Below are 21,068 nucleotides of genomic sequence, written 5' to 3' on the forward strand. Positions count from 1 at the left end.
AAATCATGCACCCGTCAGGTTTTGACGTATTTCCGCCAGTCATGCTCTTCCTTGAAACCAAGGATCTCGCGAATCTTGCGGTTGGAGATCAATCCCTCATGCTCTCCGATCTCCCGGCGGAATTGCACCTGAGGGAAATATATCCGGGCAAGCTCGCGCGTGGGGACCGTTGCCGTAGCTGTATCATTAACGGCATTGAAGACCTGATAACCGAGGCCATCCTTTTCAATGCAAAGATGGCAGATCTGGCCGAGATCACGTGCGTCGATGTAGCCCCAGGCGTTGCGTTTGCGTGTTTCCGGATGAGCAAAGAAATCGGGAAACTTCTCATACTCATCGGGTTCGATGACATTGCCGATTCGCAGCGCGTAAATGTCGTATCCGCTTCGCTCGGCAAAGGCCCGCGCGGTTCTTTCATTCACCACCTTCGACAGTCCGTAGGAATCCATCGGATCGACATCGTAGTCCTCTTCAAGCGGGAAGTGGTGAAAATCCTTCTCGCCCTCGGCGAAACAGACCCCGTATGTGGTCTCGCTCGATGCTATCACTACCTTTCGGATGCCAAGCTTTATCGCGGCCTCGATGACATTATAGGTTCCCATGGTGTTGATACGGAACGTCTCGTTGTCCGGCTTGATCAAAATGCGTGGAATCGCAGCAAAATGGATCACCGCATCAAACGGCAGAACACCCTTCCCGCTTTCGAGCTCCGCGAAGTTCCGATGCATGGAAAGGGCATTAAAAACCTGCCCGCTGTCCGTGATATCGACGATGAGATTGGTCACGCCCGGCCTGTCGAGCGGAACGAGATCGATGTTGTGGACCTCATATCCCTTGCCGATGAGCCACGGGATCACATGCCGTCCGGCCTTGCCGGAACCACCGGTAAACAGAATGCGCTTCTTCATGATACTCCTCATCATCTCCCCAGCAATGAAGTAGCAGCCGGGACCGAGGAACGAAAGCTCCCATCCTCCAGGCGCGAGACACAAAACAAAAAACCCCGCTGTCTCCAGCGGGGTTTTCGTCAAGCCTTTTCAGGCCTTAAGATTACTCGACGATCGAGGCGACGATGCCGGCGCCGACGGTACGGCCGCCTTCGCGGATAGCGAAGCGCAGCTTTTCTTCCATCGCGATCGGAACGATCAGCTCGACGTCAACGGTGACGTTGTCGCCAGGCATAACCATTTCCGTGCCTTCAGGAAGCGTCACGATGCCGGTCACGTCAGTCGTACGGAAGTAGAACTGCGGACGGTAGTTCGTGAAGAACGGCGTATGACGGCCGCCTTCTTCCTTCGTCAGGATGTAGGCTTCTGCCTTGAACTTCTTGTGCGGCTTTACCGAACCCGGCTTGCACAGGATCTGACCACGCTCGACGCCGTCACGGTTAACACCGCGAACCAGTGCACCGATGTTGTCGCCAGCCTGGCCCTGGTCGAGCAGCTTGCGGAACATTTCAACGCCGGTAACAGTCGTCTTCGAGGTCGGACGGATGCCGACGATTTCGACTTCTTCACCAACCTTGACGATACCGCGCTCAACGCGACCCGTCACAACCGTACCACGGCCCGAGATCGAGAACACGTCTTCGATCGGCATCAGGAACGGCTGGTCGATCGGACGCTCAGGCGTCGGGATGTAGGCGTCAACCGCAGCCATCAGCTCGCGGATCGCGTCTTCACCGATCTTCTTGTCGGAATCTTCAAGAGCGGCAAGCGCCGAACCCTTGATGATCGGAATATCGTCGCCCGGGAAGTCGTAGGACGACAGAAGTTCGCGAACTTCAAGCTCGACGAGCTCGAGAAGCTCGGCGTCGTCAACCTGGTCGACCTTGTTGAGGAACACGACGATGGCCGGAACGCCAACCTGACGGGCAAGCAGGATGTGCTCGCGCGTCTGCGGCATCGGGCCGTCAGCGGCGGAGCAAACCAGGATCGCGCCGTCCATCTGGGCAGCACCGGTGATCATGTTCTTCACGTAGTCGGCGTGGCCGGGGCAGTCAACGTGAGCGTAGTGACGGTTGGCCGTCTCGTACTCAACGTGTGCCGTCGAGATCGTGATACCACGAGCCTTCTCTTCAGGAGCCGCGTCGATCTGGTCATACGCCTTGAACTCGCCGAAGAACTTCGTGATTGCTGCCGTCAGCGACGTCTTGCCATGGTCAACGTGACCGATCGTGCCAATGTTGACGTGCGGCTTCGTCCGCTCAAACTTGCTCTTTGCCATGTGAATTGCTTCCTGTGAACGTGAAGTAGTTTCCCCGGCGAACCGGTTTGGTGTCGCCGTTTAAGGCTTTGTAAGCGAATGCGCAAGACTTAATTGTGAAAGCGCCTTCGCGCGCGCTCTAAGCGTGCCTTGTGGGGCGTATATGGTGTATGTTTTGCGACATTCAAACCCGCGCCGTGGCATCACACAGAGATAAAGACGAGCCGCCTTTTCAGTCGCAGCCGATCACTAATTAAGATATTTCCATCACAACTTCTTTACCTGGGGCGGCTCGATGGCTTAAGGACACTTCATCGCCGGGGGGAGACGGGCGAGCGGAAACGGGCGCTGCCGCGCTACCATGCATGTCTCGACCGCCGCTTTTCCCCGCGCCGCCTCTCTATCCGTTTCAGGACCAGCCAATGGAAATCTTCACAGCCGCCGGTTTCACGGCATTCTTACAGGTCATTGCGATCGATCTCGTTCTGGCAGGCGACAACGCCATCGTCATCGGCCTTGCCGCCGCCGGTCTTCCCGCGCATCTCCGCCGCAAGGCGATCCTTGTCGGCATCATCGCCGCCACGGTTCTCCGCATCGCGTTTGCCGCCGTCACCGTACAGCTTCTTGCCATCGTCGGCCTGCAACTTTTTGGCGGCCTGCTGCTCGCCTGGGTCTGCTGGAAGATGTGGAGCGAACTGCGCGAAGCTTCGGGATCCATCGAGGACGAGGTGACGGATGAAGAGGCCGACCTGACCAAGGGCCACAAGACGTTCTTCCAGGCAGCAACCCAGATCGTCATCGCCGACGTCTCCATGTCGCTGGACAATGTGCTCGCCGTCGCCGGCGCCGCGCAGGAACATGTGACTGTTCTGGTCATCGGACTCATCGTCTCGATCGCGCTGATGGGACTTGCAGCCAACTTCGTCGCCAAGCTTTTGCACCGCTACCGCTGGATTTCCTATCTCGGCCTGATGGTCATCATCTACGTGGCGCTCAACATGCTGTATCACGGCACGCTCGAAGTCCTGCCCTACATTCAGGCCTATCTCGGCTGAGCCACCTGCAGAAACACACTTTCAGAAGGCCCGGAAGCCTCGCTTTCCGGGCCTTTTGCATGACGGGGGCCAGCTCACCGACCACCCGGCCTTTGCGTTGGTGGAACGAGCGGGGAATCAGCTGTCGCCTTCGCTGCAACATCCGGAGAAGATTGGGAAATCGTGATTTGTCGCCGGTGGATTCTGGCAATTGAGGTCAGCCACGGGCAAGCCTAGGGAGCTACTTATAAGTCATAATAATAAAAAGAAAGGTAGAGCTCCCAATGGCTTATGACTGGAGCGGCGGACGTACCCGTCGTCTTCGCCGAATGAAGCTTGGCGTCGTCGCCAGTTCTCTCATTCTGCTGGCGCTTGTAGCGTCGCTTGTTCTTGGCTGAGCATGCAGCCTGACACTGACCGGCGGCATGGCACGGTTTTCAAAACCGCCCTGCCGCCGCTCCATGAATATCATGGCGATCAGGTTTTTTTCTCTTCCACACAATGAACCGGCTGTTTCATGTCCGGATCCGCCATCACATCGTAGAGATCGGCTTCGTCTCCTTTGGACCACCAGACACGAGCGCCGCCCTGGTATTTTGCTCCGGAGCCTGAAACAACATTGGCGGCGACGATAACGCCGTCCTTCAAGCCCAGCCGAACAAGACTGATGTCGCCGGCATTGTAATAAACCGCCTCCACCGTCTCGGCGCCGCACCGATAGACGGCATCGGTTTTTTCAACCGTTGTATCCCCAGGAAGCGGAATCACCAGATCCTCGGCAAGCGCGCTGGAGGCAGCCGGCAGGGTTAGAGCGGCAAGATAGAGGGCTGCAACGGATTTCTTCATGATGGGCCTTCCTGGTTTGACCCCGTCATAAGGTCACGCCAGCAAAGCCAAATTGCGGCAGCTCCAGGAACCGCCGCCATATCCCCGATTCATTGCCGCTGGACGCGTGCATCATTGCAATCCACCCCAAGCGGGGCTGGCTATCGAAACAGCCAGTAAACAATGCCGAGAATCACAGCCCACATTGCCAAGGATATGGCCAGAACTACGAGATAATTTCGAAACCGTCTGGTCATCCGCCCCCATCGCCGGACGGCCGTTGCTCGACAACCGTAACCGTTGAATTGCTGGATGCGGATAAACCGCAGGGATCAGCCTGTCTACCAAGAGGCTGAATCACAGGCTATTCGGATATTTTACCCGCCCGAAATGGGGTCGATGGACGGAGCAGGACGCACAAATCCGCCAGCGCGCGGGTCTTCGCCTCCAGCGCTACACGCTTCATGCGATATCGGCTCGGGACAGGGCGGCGGAAACCGACCGCCGCCCCTGCCCGCCTCAGCTCTTCAGCGCCGTGTTGCACAGGCTCCAGTAGCCGCCGCCCTTCTGGATCCATTTCAGATCGCCGAGCGTACCGTCATTCTTGTTCTTGTGATAGGAGTCGACACAGGTTTTAAGGCGGGCCTTTGCCGGCGTCTCGCTTGAATATTTCTTGTCAACAGCGCTCGGGAAAGCGACGCCCTTCGGAGCCTTGATCGTCGCTTTTTCGGGTTCCTTCTCGGTTGTGGCCGCGACCTGCTTGTCGTCGGCCGCATCTTCAGCCGCCGCCTCGCTGCCGCAGAACTTGGCGCGATAATCGTTCCACTTGATGTCCTTGGCGGACCCGTCAGCTTTCGCTGCCTGATATTTTACGCTGCACTCCTTCATGGTGAGTGCGGCAGCGGGGGAGACAAACGCCGCCGATGCCAGCAGCGCAAAGGATGAGAGAATGACAACCCTGTTCAACATTGAAGACTCCCGTTTGCATGATTGCCGGTCGACTATCTGACCGGATTTTCCGCTTGTCAACGAGCAGTGCGGCATGGATACAAAGTCTGGTTGAGCGAGCATAAATCCATCCTGCCGCGCCTCGGATTCCCCATGAGGCCCGCTCCGAACCCACGCTCTCCGATCAAGCCGAAGAATCACGTCTTCGTGTGGCGTCAAGCCTCCATCGGAACGAAATTCCTAAATTTTCGTTAGCATCCCGAACGAATAATGAGGATTTATCGATGTTGAGGATGCCGAAGACCATCTCCGCGCTCGCTCTTGGCGTCGCATTATCTGCCGCTTTTGTTATGCCCGCTGAGGCGTTGAGCCTCATACAGCCAGCCTATGAAACGCAGGCACAAAATTCGGGCCAGCGCGGTTATCCCGCATCCGCCTTTGCCGCGGGAACCGGGGAAGAAGCCACGCCTGACGGATACGCCCTGTCTCAGGCCGAAATAAATCACGTAAAATGGTGCGCGGCGCGTTACGCATCCTATCACCCTACTGATAACAGCTACCTGGCGCCCGCAGGCACAAGAAGCCAGTGCCGTTCGCCTTATTGAGCGCGACTGGGGGCGCGGCATTCATGGCGTATAGGATAAACTAAAGCCCATCACCGCATCGGCTGGATGCTCACGGCACAACCCGGAGACGCGAAACACGTCGCACAGCGATAAGGTGATTTACTGAGAGGAAGCTGGAGCGGGTAGCGGGAATCGAACCCGCGTATTCAGCTTGGAAGGCTGCTGCTCTACCATTGAGCTATACCCGCGGTGGCGATTTCGATCCGTGCAGAATGGTGGAGGGAGTTGGATTTGAACCAACGTAGGCGTAGCCAACGGATTTACAGTCCGTCCCCTTTAACCACTCGGGCATCCCTCCAGTTATCTGCGAGGATCAAGCGACCAAGCTCTTCAGATTTCGCTGCGGCGAAGCGCCGTTGCGTCGTCTGTGGCGCGTATATGACGGCCTCGTTCGTTTCTGTCAACACGCCCTTTCACGAATTTTCGGGAAAAAATTCAATCCCCTTGCAGCCCTGTGGATTATCACGGGGGCTGGTGCGCGGCACGCGCCGGAGATATAAGGCGCCATGAGCAAAGACGATCCCAACAACAAATCCACCCGCGACACACATTACGCCAACCTGCGTCGTGCCGTGCGCGACGCGAAGCGCGAGCGCGGTGAAATTCCGACCCCGCCGCAGTCGAAGCGCCGGAACCGCGGCGCCGACGACTGGAAGCCGCCGCAACTTGCGCCCGACCAGGTGCACCTTTACGGCCTGCATACCGTACGCGCAGCCCTTGCCAATCCGGAGCGGCAGATCGTCAAGCTTTCGGTTACCCAGAATGCCTTTGCACGTCTCGATATCGGCGAGGCGGAGGCGCAGCCCTTCCCGGTCGAAATAGTATCCCCGCAGGATATCGACAGGGTTTTGGGGCCTGAGGCGATCCATCAGGGCGTGATGCTGGAGACCCGGCCGCTGCAGGTCAAGCGGCTGGGCGCGCTGAAGGATAGCCCACTCATTCTCGTGCTCGATCAGGTCACCGATCCGCACAATGTTGGCGCCATCATGCGCTCGGCAGTCGCCTTCAATGCGGGCGCCGTCATCACCACGATGCGCCATAGCCCGACCGAGTCGGGTGTGCTCGCGAAATCCGCCTCAGGCGCGCTGGAACTCATCCCCTATATCCAGATCACCAATCTCGCCGATGCGCTGGGTGAACTGCACAAGCTCGGCTTCTTCTCGGTCGGGCTCGATTCGGAGGGCCCCGCCCCGATTGAACGGACCTTCAGCGGCGAAAAAATCGCACTGGTGCTGGGCGCCGAAGGCAAGGGCCTGCGCCAGAAGACCCGCGAGACCGTCTCGGCGCTCGCCCGTCTCGATATGCCGGGAGCGATCAAATCGCTCAACGTGTCGAACGCGGCGGCCATCGCCCTTTACGCAACGCAGCAATTTCTGGGCAAAGCGTCGTCCTGACGCTTGCCATTCCTTGCGAAATCACAAAGCGCATCGCATGCTGCGCCTTTGTCATTCGCACGGAGCACATCTCAACATGACCGACCAGACCATCAAACCGACCGGCGAGCTGACGCTCAGAACGCTCGCCATGCCGGCCGACGCCAATCCGGCCGGCGATATTTTCGGGGGCTGGGTCATGTCACAGATGGACTTGGCGAGCGGCATTCGTGCGGCGGAACGCTCTCGCTGTCGCGTGGTCACGGCGGCAGTCAAGGAAATGGCCTTTGAGCTGCCGGTGAAGATCGGCGACACGCTGTCCATCTATACCGATATTGCCCGCGTCGGCCGCACCTCCATCACGCTGACGGTAGAGGCCTGGGCGCAGCGGTCGCGTTACGACAAGCTGGAAAAGGTAACCGCCGGCACCTTCATCATGGTGGCGATGGACGAAAACGGGCAACCGACGCCCATTCCTCCGGCGGAGTAGGAGCGATGGAGGCCGCCGTCAACGCCGCAGAAGCCTATTCGCACATCCGCGCGGTCATGGGCATGGTGGTCGGCCTCAGCCTCGCCCGATTGCTGACCGGCCTTGCAGGTTTCGTGCAGCATCCCAAAAAAGAACGGATTTATCCCCTGCACATCGGCTGGGTGGCGTTCCTGTTTCTGATGCTGGTGCATTTCTGGTGGTGGGAGCACCGGCTTTCTGCCACAGGCCATGTATTGGGCTTCGGCGCGTTCCTTTTCCTGATCCTGTTCTGCTCGCTGTTTTATTTCCTGTGCGTTCTGCTCTTTCCCACGGAGATGAAGGAGTACAAGGGATATGAGGATTATTTCCTTTCCCGCAAAAGCTGGTTCTTCGCCTTTCTGGCAGCCCTTTTCGTCACCGATGTCGGGGATACTTTGCTGAAAGGCCAGCACTATCTCGCCTCACTTGGTCCGGAATACCTTATACGCACCGCCATCTACGTCATTTTGTTCACGCTGGCGATCTTCATCGAGAACCGCCGTTTCCATCGGTTTCTCGTCATCTTTGCGCTGATTTACCAGATCGCCTGGATTTTCCGTACTTACGATCTTCTGGCCTGAAGTTTACCCGTTCCGGCAAGCGGGCACGATCCCGGCGTGCCCGCCTGCCTCAAAAGTTCGTCGCCTCAGAACATCGTATTGTTGTTCGCCGCCGTCTCCGGCACGGGCTGGATTACATCCCAATGCTCGGTGATCTTGCCATCGGTCACCCGAAAAATATCGACGATGGCCCTGCCCCGGTCTCCGTCCTTTTCTGTTGAATGAATATGCAGATAGACAAGGTCGCCATCCGCGGCGCTTCTCACGATCCGCGCCTTGGACTGCGGGTTTTCCTTGAAGTGGCCGATGAAGTAATCCACGAACGGTTTCTTGCCATCCGGAACCATGGGATTGTGCTGCTTGTAGCTGTCGACAATAACGGCAGCACCCTTTTCCACTTCGTGCTTGTTGAAGACGGTATCGTAAAACTCGATCACCAGCTTGCGATTGGCCTCTTCCCGGGCGAAATCCCGCCCGGCGGTTTCGGCCAGCACCGGAACGGCTGTCAATGCGGGCGCAAGAGCGAGAGCGGCGATGGCGAGACGACGTGTCATGACATTCATGGGTGATACCTCTCAATAACCGACGGTGAAGCGCTGGCGGGAATGCTGCGGCTTCTCGATTTCATCGACAAGCGCAATCGCGTAGTCTTCGAAGGAAATGCGGCTACCATCTTCATTGCTCAGAAGATTGTCCTTGCCGATGCGGAATTTGCCCGTTCTTTCACCCGGCACGAACTCGGCGGAAGGCGAAAGAAAGGTCCAGTCGAGCTGCGTTTCCTGTTTCAGCAAATCAAGAAACTCCGCACCCTTGGTGGCCTCGGCCTTGTAAGCGGCAGGAAAATCCGGCAGGTCGACGACACGCTGGCCGGGCGCGATTTCAAGACTGCCGGCGCCACCAACCACGAGGTAGCGTGGAACGCCGGAGGCACGCACGGCCTCGATCAGCGTCACCGGGTCGCTCGCCGTGAAATGCACCGAACTGATCACGGCATCGTGACCTGCAAGCAGTTTTGAAAGTCCGGTTTGATCGAAGACATCGCCTTTCTTTGCAACGACGTTCGGCAGGGTGGCAATCTTTTCGGGGCTGCGGGCAATGGCCGTAACATGATGCCCCCGGTCGGAAAGTTCCTTGAGAATACGGGACCCGGCATTGCCGGACGCACCGATGAGCGCGATTTTAGCCATGGCTTCTTCCTTTTGTTGCTATTGTCGCTGGTCTAAATAATAGACCGAAAGAAAGAGCTATGGTATCGCGTCCCCGGCCGCAAGAAGTCAGCAGCCGGTGATCTGGTCACATGGCGATGACCTGCAAGGATATGGGGTAATCGAAATGTCGGATACGCAGACGAAAGAAATCTTCGACTTCGAGCAGCCCTGCCCCATTCGGGATGTGCTGGACCGCATCGGAGACCAATGGAGCCTTCTGGTTCTCGAAGCGCTGCAGGGCGGCGTGCTGCGCTTCAACGAGTTGAACCGCAGGATTGACGACATTTCCAAGCAGATGTTGTCCCGTACGCTGAAGCGGCTGGAGGAGGATGGATTCATCCGGCGCACGCTTTATGCCGAGGTGCCGCCGCGCGTGGAGTATGAGCTGACAGGTCTTGGCCGCTCGTTTCTGGTACCGATGCAATTGCTGGTCCAATGGGCCGACGAAAACCACGTCCGCATCTGCAAGGCCCGCCTGCAATATTCCGAAAACGACAATCGCAGCTGACCATCAGAGCAATACCTGACCGGCAGCGGCACGCCGCATCTAGTCCAGTCGGTAAACCTTGCAGACCAACCCTTCCGGCTGGCGGTAGGTCATGAAGCCCATGGCATCATAATAACTCTGCCCGAGCGCATTGTCCGCGCCGATGCTGGCGTCGACATTCTTGAGGCCCCGCGCCTCCGCCGCCCTGCGCGTCGCGGCGAAGAGGGCGGATCCAACGCCTCTTCGCGCCGCCTGCGGACTGACATGGGTGCCGATGATGCCCCACCCTTCCGCCACGCCATAGGGATTGTCCGCCCGTGCATAACGCAGCGACTGGAAGCCCAGGATATGCCCGTCTTCATCCTCCGCGACCGAACACTCGATACGGTCGGCGTGCTGGATGTAATTCTCCAGCACCGCCGCGACGTCCGTCGGCGCTTTTCGAAGGCCGGCCGCGAATATCTCGTTTTGAACCGCTGCCATTCCCTTTGCATCGTCAAGTCTTGCAGGCCGTATTTTCATCGATACATCACCTCTTGTCCGTTGCGATGGTTCTGGGCAGGCAAAGCGCGAGTCTCCTCCTATTCAGGACCGGAAAATGAAGGAAGCACCGAAAGCGATCAGCGCAAAGCCGATGACGTGGTTGATGGTGATGCTTTCCTTCAGCCAGAAGATCGAAAACAGCGCGAAGACCGCGAGCGTGATGACCTCCTGAATGGTCTTGAGCTGTGCGGTGGAGTAAACCTCCGAACCGATGCGGTTCGCGGGAACGGCGAGCACATACTCGAAAAAGGCGATGCCCCAGCTGGCGACAATCGCCAGAAAGAGCGCGCTGCCCTTGTGCTTGAGGTGGCCGTACCAGGCGAAGGTCATGAAAACATTGGAGGCGATGAGCATCAGGACAGGCCAGATGTGGGCAGGGCTGATTGAGAACGGCATGATGGGTCCTGGAAAAAAGAGGGATGTCGTAAAATGCAGCAGAAGAAGGCAGTCTGAGGGGATCCCTCATCCTGCCGTAATGGATTTGCTCTAGCGCATCCGGCCGAAAACCGGAATCGATTTCTACGGATCGCGGCAAGGCCGTGTTCAGCCGCTACGCAACGCATCCGGCGGAATTTTGTTCCGCATGCTCCGTTTCCTTTTTGTACTCATTTTTTCACTGTCTCCCCTTCCCTTTGCGCGTGACTCTCTCCATATTTCGCCCATGGCCAGATCACCGAAAAACTCCACCTCCTCGCCCTCGGGCTTCGAGGAAGCTCCGCAATCGTCATTCGAAGGCGCGCCGCTCGGCGGCAGCGTTGCCGATTGGGTCAAGCAACTTGAGGCGGAAGCGGAAGCATCCTCCGTGGAGACCCAGCGCGAAATCGCTTCGAAGGCGGGCAAGCACCGCAAGAAGATCGAAATAGAAGCGCGCAAGGAAGCGGAAAAGGCCGCCACAAAGACGGCGAAAAAGACCACCGCGTCCAAAACGGCGCGCGGCGTTTCGATCGGCGCGTCGAGCGATCCGAAAACGCGCGCCGCCGCGGGTCTCAATCCTGTGGCAGGGCTCGATGTCTCCTTGGAGGATGCCCAGTCCCTGGCACCGGGCGCGGTGACGGCGACGGTGGACGCGCTTTCTAAATTGATTGAAAGCGGCAACCCGCTCTTCAAGGATGGCAAGCTGTGGACACCCCACAGGCCGGCCCGTCCGCCGAAATCGGAAGGCGGCATCGCCATCGAGATGGTGACGGACTACAAGCCATCCGGCGATCAGCCGACCGCCATTGCCGATCTCGTCGAAGGCCTCAATTCCGGCGACCGCTCGCAGGTGCTGCTCGGCGTCACCGGCTCCGGCAAGACCTTCACCATGGCCAAGGTGATCGAGGCCACACAGCGTCCGGCCGTTATTCTTGCGCCCAACAAGACGCTGGCGGCCCAGCTCTATTCCGAATTCAAAAACTTCTTTCCAAACAATGCGGTGGAGTATTTCGTTTCCTATTACGATTATTACCAGCCGGAAGCCTATGTGCCGCGTTCCGACACCTATATCGAGAAGGAATCGTCGATCAACGAGCAGATCGACCGCATGCGCCACGCCGCAACCCGCGCCATTCTCGAACGTGACGACTGTATCATCGTCGCTTCGGTTTCCTGTATCTATGGTATCGGTTCCGTCGAGACCTATACGGCCATGACCTTCCAGATGCAGGTAGGCGACAAGCTGGATCAACGCCAGCTTCTTGCCGACCTCGTGGCCCAGCAATACAAGCGGCAGGACATCAACTTCGTGCGCGGCTCCTTCCGCGTGCGCGGTGATACGATCGAGATCTTCCCCGCCCACCTTGAAGATGCGGCCTGGCGCATTTCCATGTGGGGTGACGAGATTGAATCCATCACCGAATTCGACCCGCTGACCGGCCATAAGACCGGCGACCTGCAATCGGTGAAGATTTACGCCAATTCGCACTATGTGACACCGCGCCCGACGCTGAACGGCGCGATCAAGTCGATCAAGGAAGAGCTGAAGCTGCGCCTCGCCGAGCTTGAAAAAGCCGGCCGCCTGCTGGAAGCCCAGCGTCTGGAACAGCGCACGCGCTACGATGTCGAGATGCTGGAGGCCACGGGCTCCTGCGCCGGCATCGAAAACTATTCACGCTATCTCACCGGCCGCAATCCGGGCGAGCCGCCGCCGACCCTGTTCGAGTATATTCCCGACAACGCGCTGATCTTCATCGACGAAAGCCACGTCACCGTTCCTCAGATCGGCGGCATGTATCGCGGCGACTTCCGCCGCAAGGCAACGCTGGCCGAATATGGCTTCCGCCTGCCCTCGTGCATGGACAACCGTCCCCTGCGCTTCGAGGAATGGGACGCCATGCGCCCGCAGACCATTTCCGTCTCCGCCACCCCCGGAGGCTGGGAAATGGAGCAATCCGGCGGCGTTTTCGCCGAACAGGTCATCCGTCCGACCGGCCTCATCGATCCTCCGGTCGAAGTCCGCTCCGCCCGCACCCAGGTGGACGATGTTCTCGGCGAAATCCGCGAGACCGCCGCCAAGGGCTACCGCACGCTCTGCACCGTGCTGACCAAGCGGATGGCCGAAGACCTCACCGAATATCTGCATGAACAGGGTGTCCGCGTTCGTTACATGCACTCCGATATCGACACGCTGGAGCGCATCGAGATCATCCGCGACCTGCGCCTCGGCGCTTTCGACGTGCTCGTCGGCATCAACCTGCTGCGCGAGGGCCTCGATATTCCGGAATGTGGTTTCGTAGCCATCCTCGACGCAGACAAGGAAGGCTTCCTGCGCTCGGAGACCTCGCTGATCCAGACCATCGGCCGCGCCGCGCGTAACGTCGATGGCAAGGTCATCCTTTATGCCGACAATATCACCGGTTCGATGAAGCGGGCGATGGAGGAAACCTCCCGCCGCCGTGAAAAGCAGATGGCCTATAACCAGGAACATGGCATCACGCCGGAATCGGTCAAGGCGAGGATCTCCGACATTCTTGATTCCGTGTATGAACGCGACCACGTAAGAGCCGATATTTCAGGCGTTTCCGGCAAGGGCTTCGCCGATGGCGGTCATCTGGTCGGCAACAATCTCCAGGCCCATCTCAACGCGCTGGAAAAATCCATGCGCGACGCCGCAGCGGACCTCGACTTTGAAAAGGCCGCCCGCTTGCGCGACGAAATCAAACGCCTCAAGGCAGCCGAACTCGCCACCATGGACGACCCCATGGCCAAGGAAGAAGCACGTGCGGTCGAGGGTGGCGGGAAAAACAACAGACGGAGCCACTTGTCGATTTCCTCCCCTGAGGGGGAGACATCCGGCAGGGCAGACGGGGATGCCGCTTCCACGAACGAAAGCGGAAAGTCTCTCTTCGCTAAACCTTCGCTGGACGAGATGGGTCCGGGCTCCGACGCAGGAAAACCGCTTTTCCGCAAGAACACGCTGGACGAGATGACCGTGGGTCGTACCGAAAAGCCCGTAAGGGGCGCGGTGCCCGATAAGCCTGCGACCGAACCCGGCAAGAGGTTCTCCCCCCTGCTGGAAGGCCAGCCCGAACGCGCCACGGACGATCCGCGGCCGCTGGTCCGTGGCAAGATCGGCGCCGGTTCCTATGAAGATGCCGGCGAGCAGAAGCGAAAAAGCCGGACCAAGGGCAAGACTGGCCGTCCGGGCCGCTGATGCGCTCTGTGCAAGGCCCGCCTGACATGAACAGCGGCTAAGGCTCCCATCGTTCATGTCAGCGCCGCCTGCGCATGCCGGCGGCGCCTGTCAGCCTTCACAAGGCGTGATCAGCGACTTGACCGCGGTTGCCCCGAACAGCTTGACCAGATCCGCATCAAGCGATGTGGGAATATAGTCTTCGTTTTCCGCCGGTTTCATATAGATCGAGGAATAGATCGGGCCAGCGGGAAACGTGCCTTTGAAGCAGGCTTTCACGATCTTGATCTCGGTACTGCCCCTGATACGTGGACCCTGCGCGCGGGAACGGCGCACCCGCTCTTGTAGCTCCGCGAGCCTTCCGACGTCTTCGGGCTTTACCCGCCATACGCTCGCCAACATACCATCCCGTTTTTCCGGCCGGAATTTAGCGAGCGCAGCCGCATCCGTATCCGCCACCAGCGCGTAGGTCGCAACGGTTTCTTCGGGCGCGCCGTCCGTCCTGCTGCGGGTGATCATCACGGCGTCACCGGACCGGAGGGAAAGATTGGCTGGCAGTTGCAATCCGACCCGCACATGCTCGAAATCCATCGTCAGAAAATCCTGCCGCATCAGCTTGGGAATGCTGGAAATCGGTACGGTCATGCAACCGGCGACGAACAGGAGAAAAACAGACAGGCAGGCAAAACGCGATAATGGCAATGTCATCCTGTTGGAACCTGAAAAAAGCAGCTTAATGAAGTGGGCTTGTTAAACCACGTTTGCGGCGTCGCAATCGCCAGACCGCGCGCAAACTTGCGCGAACAGCATTGCCGTAACATTATGAAATCAGGAACGCGTAGGCCCGGGGAACGTTGATCGTTTTCGGTAATGATGACAGGAGACCCATATGTATCAAAAAAAACTTATGGCCTTCTGTCTGTTCATGTCCTCCGGTTCAGCCTTCGCCGGCCATATCGAAGACGCCACCTTTCACAGCGCCGCCCTGAACGCGCCGCTCCCTGTCAATATCTATCGCCCCGAAGGTCCGCCGCCCGAAAACGGCTGGCCTGTACTTTACCTCCTGCACGGCCATGACGGCGACCAGAACAGCTGGCGCGATCTCGGCAATATTGAAAAGACGCTCGACACGCTCATCGAGGCTGGCACCATCCGCCCTCTGGTTGTCGTGATGCCCGGCGTGAAAAACAGCTGGTATGTGGATTCTGCCGCCGTCGGCGGTCCCGGCGATTACGAGACCGCCCTCACCGGCGATCTGCGCCACCAGATCGAAAAAACGGTGCCCGTGCGAAAAGATCGTCAAGGCCGCGCCATTGCCGGCCTTTCCATGGGCGGTTTCGGCTCCCTGCATCTCGCCTACGGCCACGAGGACCTCTATGGCGCCGTCGCCAGCCTGTCCGGCGCCATCTGGCAAAACGTGCCCGCCTCCGCTCTCGACAAGACACCCGCCGAACTCAAGCTCATTCAGGACAGCGCCTTTTTCCACCGCGTCGACCGCACCACCGTCACCAGCGGCATCGTGCTTCCCTCAACCGGTGATCATTTCTCCGGCGCCTTTGGCACCCCTTTCGATGCACGTCTCTTTAACGAAACGAATGTCTTCACCCTCGTCGCACAGCATGTCGCAGAAAGTCAGGATCTCCCCGCCACCTATTTGACTGTGGGAGATGACGATGGCTTCTTCCTCTGGCGCGGTGCCATTGCCCTGCATGAGACCCTCCAGGCGGACAACCGCAAATCCGAACTGCGGGTGACGGATGGCGACCACGTCTGGTCCGTGTGGAAGGTTTCGATCATCGATGCGCTGAAATTCATCGACGGAGAGTGGGACAAGACAGCGGATGCCAACCGCGATTAAATCACGATCTGTCGTTCTTTGCCGGTGACACCGCCCGGCTTTATCCCCGCTTCTTTCCGCTTTTTCCCGCCACGTTCAACGCCACCGCAGCGCGGATCAGCGCTGCCAGCGCCTCCTCATCAACGACATCGCCCTCGTGAAAATCGATGGCGCGCCGCGTGTTGCCCTCAAGGCTCGAATTGAACAGGCCTGACGGGTCCTCCAGAGAGGCGCCCTTCGCAAAAGTCATCTTCACCGCGCTTTTATAGGTTTCGCCGGTGCACAGAATGCCCGCATGCGACCAGACCGGAACGCCGCGCCACTTCACCTCTTCCACCACTTCCGGATCGGCCTTCTGGATCACCGCGCGAACACGCGCGAGCGTCTCGCCGCGCCAGTCGCCCAGCTCCGCGATCTTCCGGTCGATGAAGTCTGATGGTGCGGTCTGCTCCGCATCTTCAGTCACCGTGTTTTTCGCCATGACATCCTCCCGATTTCGACGCACGCCTGTTTCTTTTTCACCATAGACCAAATTTTCGTGTCATCCCATGAGGAACCAAATCGGCTCCTCACCGTTTCTTCTCCGAACGCAATGTTCAGCATAAAAAGGGAAGAAACATCATGAAAATCAATGTCATCGCTCTCGCTGCCGCAGCAGCGCTCTCCTCTTCCGTGGCATTTGCCCAGACGGCTGCCACGGCTCCTGCTGCCGGCGCGGATGCGACCTTGTCGGGCCCCGGCATTACCATGGGTACGAAGGCAACCGGCCCGCTGAAGTTCGTCAATGTCCAGAAGACCGATCTCACCGCTTCCCAGCTTGATGGCATGGATATCTATAACGCCCAGAATGAAAACATCGGCGAAATCGAAGACGTCGTGATCGGCGATGGCAAGGCGGTGATCGGCCTCGTGGCCAGCGTCGGCGGCTTCCTGGGCATCGACAAGAGCTACGTGGTGCTCGATCCGGCGTCCGTGGCCGTTCATAATGACAACGGCACATGGAAGGCCTTTGTCGATACCACCAAGGATGCACTGCAGAACGCTCCGAAGCTCGATTACGACAAGCTGGACGACTGATTACCCCTGCAGTCGAGGCTTGTCCCCCCGCGCTCCGGCGCGGGGGTTTTCATGCGTGGAAGTCTGAACATCAGGCAGCATTCCCACCGCCCGCACCCTTGCCTCACTGCCCGCCTCTCGCCTATCTTCGGCGCGCAACCTGCAAGGATCGATGCGTGCCCGTCAACAGCCTCCCCAAATTCACCGTCAGCGCCGCAATCATGTTGCTGAGCGCTCTTCCGCTATCAGCACAGTCCACCGGCTGGAAACCCGCCGAGCAGATAAAGACCTATGCCGTCAGCGGCAATACGGGCGGTGCGCTTTATCAGTCCATCGGCGAGCGCGGCCCGACTGCGGGCGTGCAGGCCATTGCCCACACCACCTTCAAGCTGACGTGGCGGAGAGACTACCGACCGCAGCCCGACGGTGCCTGTGTGCTGGCCAGTGCCAGACCCAATCTCACCATCATCTACACCTGGCCAAAGGCACCTGCCCATCTGCCGGCCGCCGTCGCCGCCAGCTGGAAGACCTTCATTTCCGGGGTGGAAACCCATGAGCGAGTTCATGGCGAGCACATTCTCGATATGGTGAGAAAGATCGAAGCCTTCAGCACCGGGCTACGGGCGGAAGACGATCCCAAATGCCAGAAGGTGCGCGCTGTTCTGCAGCAAAGGTTGGGTGAGCTTTCCAACGAGCAGCGGCAACGCGGCCGAGATTTCGACCGGGATGAGCTGTCCCCGGGCGGGCGGGTTCACCAGCTTATACTCGCCCTCGTCAACGGCCCATGACAGGCAGTTACTCCGCCGCCTCGCCCTTCAGCAACGGCTCGGCGAGCGTCACGCTCTCCAGCTCGTAGGAATAGCCCTCGAGCATGGTATAGGCCTGTTCTATCGCCTCGATCTGCGCCTCCGCGTTGCGTATGGCTTCGGCTATGGACTGGCTTCGGGCGCGGAGCATCGAACTCAGCACATCGGTTTCCGGCTTCCGTCCGAGACGGTCCATATGTTTACGCACCCGGGTACGGTGCCGTTCGAGTTCCAGAATATGGAAGCGGCTTTTCAGAATATCGTCGGTCAGCTTACGGCGCATGGCAGCCACGGGATCAAAACTGCCGGGTTCCCGCTCATCCAGAATGAATTCATTGACCAGCGTTTCCAGCATCAGCAGGCCCTTGAGATCCTTGGCATCGGCAAGCTGCGGATCGTAACCCGTGTCATCGAAGACCTTGCGGCGCACGGGATCCTTCAGAAGTTCATAGGCTGTCTGCAGGCGCGCGAACTGCTCGGCATCGCCACCGCTGTCGGGATGAGCAGCCTTCGCAACCTTGCGGTAGGCCGACTTGATCGCCGCCTCGTCGGCATCCCGCTCCACGCCAAGCAAAACATAGGGATCAATCACAAAAACACCTTCAAACGCAAACTGTTACCCGCACGCTGCTACCACTCTCAACCGGTCAGCAACCGGATCATAGGCCAAATCCGCCCCGTGCGGCACCCCGCGACGGCGCTTAAACCGGCAGAACACGAATTTACGCGCTCCCGCACGAGAGGGTCTCTCTGGCGAAAAAGCCCCTTGATGCCGAAATTTGTCGGACCCAAGGCGACTATAACGACAGCCGGGACAAAATTGTGGACAGTGGCCGCAAAACGTCGACCGGCATCGGAACCGCCTCCAGCACGGGCCGCCACGAGAGATCGTCATGTGCCCCGAACAGGCGCATTTTCAGGAGGTTATGGTGGAATGTCGCCAAGGGGTGTAAGCTCCCCTTTTGGATCCGAGGGAGGGACGATCCGATGCCGCAAACCATTACCCAGACCGTGACGGATTATGTGCACGCCATGGCCTATGCGGATGAAGGCCTGATGCGCGATGTTTTTGACCCGCGCGCCAGCATCGTCGGCACATTCGAAGGCGCGACTGAATGGCTGTCTCTGGAGGATTTTGTCGATCAGGTCCGCAAAACCGAACGCGGCCTTCCCGATCACGACCCCGCCTTCGAAATCCTCGGCATCGACAAGGAGGGAGACAGCGCCTCGGTAAAGCTGACAACCCGGTTCGACGGTATGGATTTTTACGAATATCTGTCCCTGCTGGAGCACGACGGCAACTGGACGATCGTGCACAAGCTCTATCACATAAAGCCGTAGCCACTGCACGAACATCAGTCGTGCAGTGCGTATGAAAGACAGGCCAAATCCTTGAAAATACTGGTGCCCCCGGCAGGGTTCGAACCCGCGACCCCCTGATTACAAATCAGGTGCTCTACCAACTGAGCTACAAGGGCAATCCAGTGCCTTGCCAACTATCAGATTCTGACCGGGTGTAAAGCAAAAACTGATCACGCAGCACGGGCGGCGCGCTTTTCCACACCATGCCCGCAGGCCAGGCCGCAGGATCGTCAAGACGGCAAAAGCGCAGCAATATAAGCGAAGTATTTACGCGGCGCGGCTAAAATGGTGATGAATTATACCCGATTGAGTGAGAACAACGCATCAAATGCGCGCAAGCATACAGAAAATTCAGCTAACGGGCACGATCGTCATCGCCGCGAGCTCCATCCTGCTGGCCACACTTGCCGCGCTGCCAAGCGTTTCCAACTATCTGCGTTACCGCACCAACGCGGCGCAGCTCACCCGCTTCGAAACCGCTCTCCAGTCCGCATGGCTGGTTTCGGCGGAGCGCGGTCCCGCGAACAATGTGATGGGCGCATCCACCGCTGAACAGGATCTGGTTGCAGCTCTCGCTGCCGCGCGCAAGGCAACGGACGACAAGCTGTCGGAACTGGAAGCTTCCTTCGCCGACGACATCAGGACCCAGCCGGAGCTGGCGAAATCGCTGGCCGAGACCCGCGAGAAACTCGCGCAGTCCCGCAACGCGGTGGATCAGGTAGCCGCCCTGCCACTGTCAGCACGCAGCCACACGGCCATGTCGGGCGCCATATCATCGATGTTCAAGGCCGCCGACAGTGTCAATCTGCTGCGTGGCAAGGCAGCGCGTGCCATCATCAAGGTGACGCCCGATGTGGCGATAGACATCGCGATGACGGGCACCGCCGGTGTCATGCGGGACAGGATCGGCCGCCTCGGCTCCTATGTGATCATGAGTCTGCGGGCGAACAGACAGGAAAAGCTGGGTTATCGCGCCAAGTTCGATGCGGAGATGCAGAGCCTGCTATCACTGAAGGCATCGTTGACCAACTACACCGCCGCCTATCTTTCCACGCCGCGACTGGACAGGGCGTTCCGCGATCTCGAAACCTATTATTTCGGTCAGGCGCTGCGCTACGCGCAGAATACGATCGTGATCGCCATGCCGTCCGCCCAGCCGAGCGTGCTTGAATTTTCCAGGAACTATATTTCGGGGATGCGTTCATCCGATACGTTGCGCGATCTCATTCTGGCCGAGACACGCGCGCGACTCGAAAAGAAGCAGCAGGAAGCGCTGATCTACGGCGCCACATCGCTTTTTCTCGCAGGTATTGCGGTTCTGGTCCTGCTACGGCTCACATCTGTCTACAAAACAGCGCTGTTCCGGCCCATGCAATCCGTTCAGGCACAGATTGCGGCCATCGCCGCGGGCGATCTTTCAGAGGCGCAGCATGAGGACAGGGTCGCCCCGGAGGTGAAGAAGATGTTCCAGGAACTCGACTTCCTGCGGGAGCAGCTTCGCCAGAAGGGCGAAATGGAGAACCAGCAGCGCGCGCTGGCCGAACAGTTACGCGCACTTTCCGAGACGGATGCGCTGACGGGCGTGTTCAACCGACGGGCGCTCGAAAAGGCCGTTCGTTCCCTGTTGACGGGCGAGGACCAGTGTCAGTCGCTCGGCGTAATGATCGTCGACATCGACCACTTCAAATCGATCAATGACCGTTATGGCCATGCCATGGGTGACATTGCACTTCAAAAGACCGCGGCTTTGTTGCGGGGTGCATTGCGCAAGAACGACATTCTTGCCCGCTATGGCGGCGAAGAATTCGTCGTGGTGCTGCAGGATGTCAGCCATGCCACGGCAACGGCAACGGCCGACCGCCTCCGCCGCCTGATCGAAGCCCAGATCGTGGATGAACAAAGTGGATTGTCGCTGACGGCGAGCTTTGGCGTCGTCTGGCAGGAAGCGCGGGCGGTCAACAGCTGGGACGAGTTGATCGCGATTGCCGATGACCGGCTTTATGAAGCCAAGCGCGCAGGTCGCAACCGGGTCTGGGCCACCTATTTCCCGAAAGCCGCCAACGGTTAGAAGCCACCGGTT

General features: G+C 58.8%; 23 protein-coding genes and 3 tRNA genes. 12 read left to right on the forward strand and 14 right to left on the reverse strand.

Annotation, left to right across the window (positions count from 1 at the left end; all coding sequences use genetic code 11):
• Positions 1–14: 14 nt before the first annotated feature.
• Positions 15–908 carry an NAD(P)-dependent oxidoreductase gene (locus tag QE453_RS18320; RefSeq protein ID WP_309777618.1) on the reverse strand — a complete coding sequence of 298 codons (894 nt, stop codon included), beginning with the start codon at positions 906–908 and terminating at the stop codon, positions 15–17.
• Between the two features lie 142 nt (positions 909–1,050).
• Positions 1,051–2,226: an elongation factor Tu gene (gene tuf / locus QE453_RS18325; protein WP_004442617.1), complete on the reverse strand. Its 1,176-nt coding sequence runs from the start codon at positions 2,224–2,226 to the stop codon at positions 1,051–1,053.
• 401 nt (positions 2,227–2,627) lie between these two features.
• Between tuf and QE453_RS18330 the strand changes: the two genes are divergently transcribed.
• A complete protein-coding gene (locus tag QE453_RS18330) occupies positions 2,628–3,260 on the forward strand; it encodes a TerC family protein (RefSeq protein WP_309777619.1) in 633 nt (210 codons plus the stop codon).
• 456 nt (positions 3,261–3,716) lie between these two features.
• Here the strand turns inward: QE453_RS18330 and QE453_RS18335 are convergent, their stop codons facing one another.
• Together QE453_RS18335 and QE453_RS18340 are read right to left on the reverse strand one after the other, a co-directional pair.
• A complete protein-coding gene (locus QE453_RS18335) occupies positions 3,717–4,085 on the reverse strand; it encodes an MliC family protein (protein ID WP_112557187.1) in 369 nt (122 codons plus the stop codon).
• Between the two features lie 498 nt (positions 4,086–4,583).
• Positions 4,584–5,033 carry a hypothetical protein gene (locus QE453_RS18340; RefSeq protein ID WP_004442652.1) on the reverse strand — a complete coding sequence of 150 codons (450 nt, stop codon included), beginning with the start codon at positions 5,031–5,033 and terminating at the stop codon, positions 4,584–4,586.
• A gap of 263 nt (positions 5,034–5,296) precedes the next feature.
• Between QE453_RS18340 and QE453_RS18345 the strand changes: the two genes are divergently transcribed.
• Positions 5,297–5,617, forward strand: coding sequence for a BA14K family protein (locus QE453_RS18345; protein WP_004442654.1), 321 nt, complete (start codon positions 5,297–5,299; stop codon positions 5,615–5,617).
• A 135-nt stretch (positions 5,618–5,752) separates the two neighbouring features.
• On the opposite strand, the gene QE453_RS18350 is transcribed toward QE453_RS18345, so the two are convergent.
• Together QE453_RS18350 and QE453_RS18355 are read right to left on the reverse strand one after the other, a co-directional pair.
• Positions 5,753–5,826, reverse strand: a tRNA-Gly gene (locus QE453_RS18350).
• Between the two features lie 25 nt (positions 5,827–5,851).
• Positions 5,852–5,936: transfer RNA gene (locus tag QE453_RS18355), tRNA-Tyr, on the reverse strand.
• Positions 5,937–6,144: 208 nt separating this feature from the next.
• Here QE453_RS18355 and QE453_RS18360 point away from each other — a divergent pair.
• The 3 genes from QE453_RS18360 (at position 6,145) to QE453_RS18370 (ending at position 8,100) form a co-directional block, all read left to right on the forward strand.
• Positions 6,145–7,032, forward strand: coding sequence for an RNA methyltransferase (locus QE453_RS18360; RefSeq protein WP_309777621.1), 888 nt, complete (start codon positions 6,145–6,147; stop codon positions 7,030–7,032).
• Positions 7,033–7,108: 76 nt separating this feature from the next.
• Entirely contained in the window at positions 7,109–7,501 is a 393-nt protein-coding gene (locus QE453_RS18365; protein ID WP_004442658.1) for an acyl-CoA thioesterase, read from the forward strand.
• 5 nt (positions 7,502–7,506) lie between these two features.
• Positions 7,507–8,100 carry a hypothetical protein gene (locus QE453_RS18370; protein ID WP_022556543.1) on the forward strand — a complete coding sequence of 198 codons (594 nt, stop codon included), beginning with the start codon at positions 7,507–7,509 and terminating at the stop codon, positions 8,098–8,100.
• A 65-nt stretch (positions 8,101–8,165) separates the two neighbouring features.
• On the opposite strand, the gene QE453_RS18375 is transcribed toward QE453_RS18370, so the two are convergent.
• Together QE453_RS18375 and QE453_RS18380 are read right to left on the reverse strand one after the other, a co-directional pair.
• Positions 8,166–8,642, reverse strand: a complete 477-nt coding sequence (locus tag QE453_RS18375; RefSeq protein WP_207587199.1) for a nuclear transport factor 2 family protein — start codon at positions 8,640–8,642, stop codon at positions 8,166–8,168.
• Between the two features lie 12 nt (positions 8,643–8,654).
• Positions 8,655–9,266 (reverse strand): NAD(P)-dependent oxidoreductase, encoded by a 612-nt coding sequence (locus tag QE453_RS18380; RefSeq protein WP_309777624.1) that lies wholly within the window; start codon positions 9,264–9,266, stop codon positions 8,655–8,657.
• Between the two features lie 145 nt (positions 9,267–9,411).
• On the opposite strand from QE453_RS18380, the gene QE453_RS18385 reads away from it, so the two are divergent.
• Positions 9,412–9,795 carry a helix-turn-helix domain-containing protein gene (locus QE453_RS18385; protein WP_004442667.1) on the forward strand — a complete coding sequence of 128 codons (384 nt, stop codon included), beginning with the start codon at positions 9,412–9,414 and terminating at the stop codon, positions 9,793–9,795.
• Between the two features lie 39 nt (positions 9,796–9,834).
• Here the strand turns inward: QE453_RS18385 and QE453_RS18390 are convergent, their stop codons facing one another.
• Together QE453_RS18390 and QE453_RS18395 are read right to left on the reverse strand one after the other, a co-directional pair.
• On the reverse strand, positions 9,835–10,257 hold the full coding sequence (locus QE453_RS18390) for a GNAT family N-acetyltransferase (RefSeq protein ID WP_309777626.1): 423 nt from the start codon (positions 10,255–10,257) through the stop codon (positions 9,835–9,837).
• 102 nt (positions 10,258–10,359) lie between these two features.
• A complete protein-coding gene (locus tag QE453_RS18395; RefSeq protein ID WP_003507620.1) occupies positions 10,360–10,713 on the reverse strand; it encodes a DMT family protein in 354 nt (117 codons plus the stop codon).
• 265 nt (positions 10,714–10,978) lie between these two features.
• Between QE453_RS18395 and uvrB the strand changes: the two genes are divergently transcribed.
• The gene (gene uvrB / locus QE453_RS18400) at positions 10,979–13,948 is read left to right on the forward strand and encodes an excinuclease ABC subunit UvrB (RefSeq protein ID WP_137068804.1); all 2,970 of its coding nucleotides are present in this window, start codon (positions 10,979–10,981) and stop codon (positions 13,946–13,948) included.
• Positions 13,949–14,038: 90 nt separating this feature from the next.
• On the opposite strand, the gene QE453_RS18405 is transcribed toward uvrB, so the two are convergent.
• On the reverse strand, positions 14,039–14,635 hold the full coding sequence (locus QE453_RS18405; RefSeq protein WP_309777627.1) for a hypothetical protein: 597 nt from the start codon (positions 14,633–14,635) through the stop codon (positions 14,039–14,041).
• A 181-nt stretch (positions 14,636–14,816) separates the two neighbouring features.
• Between QE453_RS18405 and QE453_RS18410 the strand changes: the two genes are divergently transcribed.
• Complete coding sequence (locus QE453_RS18410; protein ID WP_309777628.1) at positions 14,817–15,785, forward strand: alpha/beta hydrolase family protein; 969 nt, start codon at positions 14,817–14,819, stop codon at positions 15,783–15,785.
• Positions 15,786–15,825: 40 nt separating this feature from the next.
• Here the strand turns inward: QE453_RS18410 and QE453_RS18415 are convergent, their stop codons facing one another.
• On the reverse strand, positions 15,826–16,245 hold the full coding sequence (locus tag QE453_RS18415; protein ID WP_004442680.1) for a DUF1801 domain-containing protein: 420 nt from the start codon (positions 16,243–16,245) through the stop codon (positions 15,826–15,828).
• Positions 16,246–16,385: 140 nt separating this feature from the next.
• Here QE453_RS18415 and QE453_RS18420 point away from each other — a divergent pair, with 140 nt between their 5' ends.
• Positions 16,386–16,841 (forward strand): PRC-barrel domain-containing protein, encoded by a 456-nt coding sequence (locus QE453_RS18420; protein ID WP_004442682.1) that lies wholly within the window; start codon positions 16,386–16,388, stop codon positions 16,839–16,841.
• Positions 16,842–17,041: 200 nt separating this feature from the next.
• Positions 17,042–17,608, forward strand: coding sequence for a DUF922 domain-containing Zn-dependent protease (locus tag QE453_RS18425; RefSeq protein ID WP_153776300.1), 567 nt, complete (start codon positions 17,042–17,044; stop codon positions 17,606–17,608).
• A gap of 7 nt (positions 17,609–17,615) precedes the next feature.
• Here QE453_RS18425 and QE453_RS18430 read toward each other — a convergent pair whose 3' ends face one another.
• Entirely contained in the window at positions 17,616–18,218 is a 603-nt protein-coding gene (locus tag QE453_RS18430; protein WP_003522436.1) for a J domain-containing protein, read from the reverse strand.
• Positions 18,219–18,613: 395 nt separating this feature from the next.
• Here QE453_RS18430 and QE453_RS18435 point away from each other — a divergent pair, with 395 nt between their 5' ends.
• The gene (locus QE453_RS18435) at positions 18,614–18,967 is read left to right on the forward strand and encodes a nuclear transport factor 2 family protein (RefSeq protein WP_004442686.1); all 354 of its coding nucleotides are present in this window, start codon (positions 18,614–18,616) and stop codon (positions 18,965–18,967) included.
• Between the two features lie 61 nt (positions 18,968–19,028).
• On the opposite strand, the gene QE453_RS18440 is transcribed toward QE453_RS18435, so the two are convergent.
• Positions 19,029–19,104: transfer RNA gene (locus tag QE453_RS18440), tRNA-Thr, on the reverse strand.
• Between the two features lie 212 nt (positions 19,105–19,316).
• Between QE453_RS18440 and QE453_RS18445 the strand changes: the two genes are divergently transcribed.
• On the forward strand, positions 19,317–21,056 hold the full coding sequence (locus QE453_RS18445) for a GGDEF domain-containing protein (protein ID WP_309777629.1): 1,740 nt from the start codon (positions 19,317–19,319) through the stop codon (positions 21,054–21,056).
• The last annotated feature ends 12 nt before the right edge of the window (positions 21,057–21,068 follow it).

The organism is Agrobacterium sp. SORGH_AS_0440 (assembly GCF_031453135.1).
GTDB lineage: Bacteria > Pseudomonadota > Alphaproteobacteria > Rhizobiales > Rhizobiaceae > Agrobacterium > Agrobacterium pusense.